Source organism: Agromyces humi, assembly GCF_009720255.1.
Lineage (GTDB): Bacteria > Actinomycetota > Actinomycetes > Actinomycetales > Microbacteriaceae > Agromyces > Agromyces humi.
This window is the reverse complement of sequence record NZ_WJSP02000303.1, coordinates 1-4662: the sequence shown is the minus strand read 5'-3', so window position 1 is coordinate 4662 and position 4662 is coordinate 1. Positions and strand designations below refer to the sequence as shown.

General features: G+C 68.6%; 2 protein-coding genes. Both read right to left on the bottom strand.

Annotated elements, in window-relative coordinates; translation table 11 throughout:
• Positions 1 to 217: 217 nt before the first annotated feature.
• Positions 218 to 3688 (bottom strand): DNA polymerase III subunit alpha, encoded by a 3471-nt coding sequence (gene dnaE, locus GH736_RS17695; protein WP_235934409.1) that lies wholly within the window; start codon positions 3686 to 3688, stop codon positions 218 to 220.
• Positions 3689 to 3825: 137 nt separating this feature from the next.
• Positions 3826 to 4662, bottom strand: an 837-nt coding sequence (locus GH736_RS17690) for an RluA family pseudouridine synthase (protein WP_159605669.1), incomplete at its 5' end; no start/stop codon positions are given.

The following is a 4662-nucleotide window of genomic DNA, read 5'->3' as shown; positions in this document are numbered from 1 at the left end:
TCCGCTACGGACAGATCTTCTCGAGCTCGCTCGCCGCGCTCGCGCACGGCGTCGATGAGTGCTCGCGCCGGGTCGAGTGCCGCCGTGACGTCGGTCGCGGCGCGCGGCACGAGGGCGAGCAGTTCGCTCGCCGATGGACGGGTTCCGCGCAGGTCGATGGTTCGCAGCATGACGCGACCAGCCTACCGAGCGACGCGGCTCGCGCCGGCGGCGGCCGTCACACGAGGCAGTTCGGACCGAGCAGGCTCTTGATCTCGCCGTAGAAGTCCGCCGTCACCGTGACGGGGTACGGGAGCTCGAACACGCGCGCAGTGCGGCCCTTCACGAGCTTCAGGCGCACCTCGGTGTCGCCCGCGTGCCGGATCAGCACGTCGCCGAGCGCCGAGATCGTGTCGGTGGTCGCGCGGATGTCGGGAAGCGAGATGACGACCGGACCCGACTCGTCGCCCTGCCCGAGCTCGGGCGAGAACACGCTGTAGGCGTGCAGGTTCATGCCGTCGTCGCGCAGGCTCACCCGTCCCCGAACGACCGCGATCGAGTCGGCCTTCAGGCCGGGCGCGAACTCCTGGTACGCCTTGCCCATGAACATGACGGTGATCTCGCCGGAGAAGTCCTCGACCTGGATCATGCCGTACTGGTTGCCGCTCTGGCGTGCGACGCGGTGCTGGACGCTCGTCACGAGACCCGCGATGGTCACGGTGTCGCCGTCCTGCGTGGCATCCGACGACAGGAGCTCGGTGATCGTCGTCGAGGCGTGCTTCGCGAGCGGCACCTCGAGCCCGGCGAGCGGGTGATCGGAGACGTAGAGTCCGAGCATCTCGCGCTCGAACGCGAGCTTGTCGCGCTTGGCCCACTCGGGCCGGTCGGGCACGAGCGACGGCACTGCGTCGCGCTCGTGGTCCTCGAAGAGGCTGTCGAAGTCGAAGCCGACGTCGCCCACCTCCTCGGCGCGCTTCTCCTTGACGGCCGACTCGACGGCGCCCTCGTGGATCTCGACGAGCGCCCGTCTGGTGTGCCCGAGCGAGTCGAAGGCGCCCGCCTTGACGAGCGACTCGACCGTGCGCTTGTTCGCGACCTGGATCGGCGACTTCTTCAGGAAGTCGTGGAACGACTCGAACCGGCCCTTCTCCTCGCGCGCCGCGCGGATCGCGTCGACCACGTTGAAGCCGACGTTGCGCACGGCGCCGAGGCCGAAGCGGATGTCCTCGCCGACGGCGGCGAAGTAGCCGATCGACTCGTTCACATCGGGCGGGAGCACCTTGATGCCCATGCGGCGGCACTCGTTGAGGTAGAGCGCCAGCTTGTCGCGCGCGTCGCCGACGCTGGTGAGCAGTGCGGCCATGTACTCGGCCGGGTAGTGGGCCTTGAGGTAGGCCGTCCAGTAGCTGAGCACGCCGTAGGCGGCCGAGTGCGCCTTGTTGAACGCGTAGTCGGAGAACGGCAGCAGGATGTCCCACAGCGTCTTGACCGCGGCATCCGAGAACCCGTTGGCCTTCATGCCGCCCGAGAAGCCCTCGTACTGCTTGTCGAGCTCGGACTTCTTCTTCTTGCCCATCGCGCGCCGGAGGATGTCTGCCTGTCCGAGCGAGAAGCCGGCGACGCGCTGGGCGATCGCCATGACCTGCTCCTGGTAGATGATCAGGCCGTAGCTCGTGTCGAGGATGTCCTTCAGCGGCTCCTCGAGCTCGGGATGGATCGGCGTGATCGGCTGCAGGCCGTTCTTGCGCAGGGCGTAGTTGATGTGCGAGTTCGCGCCCATCGGGCCCGGGCGGTAGAGCGCGATGACGGCGGAGATGTCCTCGAAGTTGTCGGGCTTCATCTGCCGGAGCAGCGACCGCATCGGGCCGCCGTCGAGCTGGAAGACGCCGAGCGTGTCGCCCCGCGAGAGCAGCGCGTACGCCTCGGGGTCGTCGAGCGCGAGCTCTTCGAGCACGGGACGGAAGCCGCGGTTGGCCTCGATGTTGTCGAGCGCGTCATCGATGATGGTGAGGTTGCGGAGCCCCAGGAAGTCCATCTTGATGAGGCCGAGCGACTCGCACGCCGGGTAGTCGAACTGGGTGACGATCTGGCCGTCCTGCTCCCGCTTCATGATCGGGATGATGTCGATGAGCGGGTCGCTCGACATGATGACGCCGGCGGCGTGCACGCCCCACTGGCGCTTGAGGTTCTCGAGGCCGAGGGCCGTCTCGAAGACCGTCTTCGCCTCGGCGTCGGTCTCGATGATGGCCCGGATGTCGCCGGCCTCCTTGTAGCGCGGATGATCCTTGTCGAGGATGCCCGACAGCGGGATGTCCTTGCCCATGATCGCGGGCGGCATGGCCTTGGTGAGCTTCTCGCCCATGCCGAACGGGAAGCCGAGCACGCGGCTCGAGTCCTTGAGCGCCTGCTTGGCCTTGATGGTGCCGTAGGTGACGATCTGCGCGACGCGCTCGTCGCCGTACTTCTCGGTGACGTACTTGATGACCTCGCCGCGACGACGCTCGTCGAAGTCCACGTCGAAGTCGGGCATCGAGACGCGGTCGGGGTTCAGGAACCGCTCGAAGATGAGCCCGTGCTGCAGCGGGTCGAGGTCGGTGATGCGCATCGCGTAGGCGGCCATCGAGCCGGCGCCCGAACCACGGCCCGGGCCGACCCGGATGCCGTTGTTCTTCGACCAGTTGATGAAGTCGGCCACGACGAGGAAGTAGCCGGGGAACCCCATCTGCAGGATGACGCCGACCTCGTAGTCGGCCTGCTTGCGCACCTCGGCGGGGATGCCGTTCGGGTAGCGGACGGCGAGGCCCCGGTCGACCTCCTTCACGAACCAGCTCTCCTCGCTCTCGCCCTCGGGCACGGGGAAGCGGGGCATGTAGTTGGCGTTCGTGTTGAACTGCACGTCGGCGCGCTCGGCGATGAGCAGCGTGTTGTCGCACGCCTCGGGGTGGTCGCGGAAGAGGTGCCGCATCTCCGCGGCGGTCTTCAGGTAGAACTCGTCGGCGTCGAACTTGAACCGGTTGGGGTCGTCGAGCGTCGAGCCCGACTGCACGCAGAGCAGCGCGGCGTGGCTCTTCGCGTCGTGCGCGTGCGTGTAGTGCAGGTCGTTGGTGGCGACGAGCGGCAGGTCGAGCTGCTTGGCGAGCCGCAGCAGGTCCTCCATGATGCGCGTCTCGATGCCGAGCCCGTGGTCCATGATCTCGGCGAAGTAGTTCTCCCTCCCGAAGATGTCGCGGTACTCCGATGCCGCGCGCACGGCCTCGTCGTACTGCCCGAGCCGCAGGCGGGTCTGCACCTCGCCGGAGGGGCATCCGGTCGTGGCGATGAGCCCCTTCGAGTATGTCTCGAGCAGCTCGCGGTCCATGCGGGGCTTGAAGTAGTAGCCCTCGATGGACGCCCGGCTCGAGAGCCGGAAGAGGTTGTGCATGCCCTCGGTCGTCTCCGACAGGAGGGTCATGTGCGTGTACGCGCCCGATCCCGAGACGTCGTCGCCGCCGCCGCTCCCCCAGCGGACCCTGGTCTTGTCGCCGCGGTGAGTGCCCGGCGTGATGTAGGCCTCGGTGCCGATGATGGGCTTGATGCCCGCGTCGGTGGCCTGCTTCCAGAAGTCGTAGGCGCCGAACACGTTGCCGTGGTCGGTGACCGCCACGGCCGGCATGCCCTCGCCCTGCGCGGCCTTGATGAGCTCGCCCACCCGGGCGGCGCCGTCGAGCATCGAGTACTCGCTGTGCACGTGGAGGTGGACGAAGGAATCGGCGGCCACTGGGCTCCTCTTCGGGTGCTGCGAGTCGGTTCTGGGGGTCTTCGAATTCTACGGCGAGCCGCCCACGTCGAGGACCCGGACGCGCCCGCTCACTCCGCGCGGAGCAGCTCGAGCGCGTGCGCGAGGTCGGCCGGGTACTCCGACTCGAACGTCGTCCACGAGCCCGTGCCCGGATGCGTCAACGACAACTGCCGGGCGTGCAGCCACTGGCGGGTGAGGCCGAGCCGCGCGGAGAGGGTGGGGTCGGCCCCGTACATGGCATCGCCCGCACACGGATGCCGCTGCGCCGCCATGTGCACTCGGATCTGATGTGTGCGTCCCGTCTCGAGGTGCACCTCGAGCAATGACGCGTACGGGAACGCCTCGATGGTCTCGTAGTGGGTCACGGCGTGCTTGCCGTCGGCGGTGACGGCGAACTTCCATTCCGAGCGAGGATGCCGCCCCACGGGCGCGTCGATCGTGCCGGCGAGCGGATCGGGATGCCCCTGCACCACCGTGTGGTAGATCTTCTCGACCTCGCGGTCGTGGAACTGGCGCTTGAGCTCGGTGTACGCACGCTCGGACTTCGCGACGACCATGAGCCCGCTCGTGCCGGCGTCCAGCCGGTGCACGACGCCCTGCCGCTCGGGGGCACCCGACGTCGAGATCCGGAAGCCCGCCGCCGCGAGGGCGCCGACCACCGTGGGCCCCTCCCAGCCGAGCGACGGGTGCGCGGCGACGCCCGCGGGCTTGTCGACCACGACGAGGTCGTCGTCGTCGTGCACGATGCCGAGATCGGGAACCGGGATCGCCTCGACCTGCACGGAGCGCGGCGGCTCCCAGCTCACCTCGAGCCAGCTGCCGGCCCGCAGCCGGTCGGACTTGTCGACGGATGCCCCGTCGAGCACCGCCCCGCCGGCCGCGGCGATCTCCGCGGCCTGCGTGCG